Below are 1,025 nucleotides of genomic sequence, written 5' to 3' on the forward strand. Positions count from 1 at the left end.
GGCCTGCGGGCGGTGGCGTCGGGTCAGGTGGTGTCGGGTGTGGTGGGTGGGTTGGCGGTGGAGCAGGGTGGTGTGGCGTTTGTGTTTACGGGTCAGGGTTCGCAGCGGTTGGGTATGGGTCGTGAGTTGTATGGGGTGTCGTCGGTTTTTGCTGCTGCGTTTGATGAGGTGTGTGGGGAGTTGGATGGGCGTTTGGGGGTGTCGGTGAAGGAGGTGGTGTTTGGTGGGGATGCGGGGTTGTTGGGTCGGACGGTTTTTGCGCAGGCGGGTCTTTTTGCGTTGGAGGTGGCGTTGTTTCGGTTGGTGGAGTGTTGTGGGGTGCGGCCGTCGTTTGTGTTGGGTCATTCGGTTGGTGAGATTGTGGCGGCTCATGTGGCTGGGGTGTTGTCGTTGTCGGATGCGTGTGTGTTGGTGGCTGCTCGGGGTCGGTTGATGGAGGCGTTGCCGGTTGGTGGGGCGATGGTGGCGGTGCGGGCTTCGGAGGAGGAGGTGGTGCCGTTGTTGTCGGGTCGGGTGGGGTTGGCGGCGGTTAATGGGGTGTCGTCGGTGGTGGTGTCGGGTGATGAGGATGCGGTTGCCCAGGTGGCGGCGTATTGGGGTGGGGTGGGTCGGAAGGTGCGGCGGTTGGGTGTTGGTCATGCTTTTCATTCGCATCGGATGGAGCCGATGTTGGATGAGTTTCGGGCTGTGGTGGAGGGTTTGGAGTTTGGTTCTGCGCGGGTGCCGGTGGTGTCGAATGTGTCGGGGTTGGTGGCGTCGGGGGAGTTGGGTTCTGCTGAGTATTGGGTGCGGCAGGTTCGGTTGCCGGTTCGTTTTTATGATGGTGTGCGGGCTTTGGCGGCTGAGGGTGTGACGGCGTTTTTGGAGTTGGGTCCGGATGCGGTGTTGTCGGGGTTGGTGCGGGAGGCGTTGCCGGAGGCGACGGTGGTGCCGTTTTTGCGGGCGGGTCGTGGTGAGGTGGGGGCGTTGTCGGCGGCGGTGGCGGGGTTGGCGGTGCGGGGTGTGGCGGTTGATTGGGAGGCGTT

At 63.4% G+C, this 1,025-nt stretch carries 1 protein-coding gene; it reads left to right on the forward strand.

Features of this window, described 5'->3' with window-relative positions:
* Positions 1-30: 30 nt before the first annotated feature.
* Positions 31-1,025 (forward strand): acyltransferase domain-containing protein (locus AB0B14_RS36745; protein WP_357526768.1); only part of this gene is annotated, 995 nt, incomplete at its 3' end.

The organism is Micromonospora sp. NPDC049171, from assembly GCF_040648275.1.
In the GTDB taxonomy this organism is placed as follows: Bacteria; Actinomycetota; Actinomycetes; order Mycobacteriales; family Micromonosporaceae; genus Micromonospora.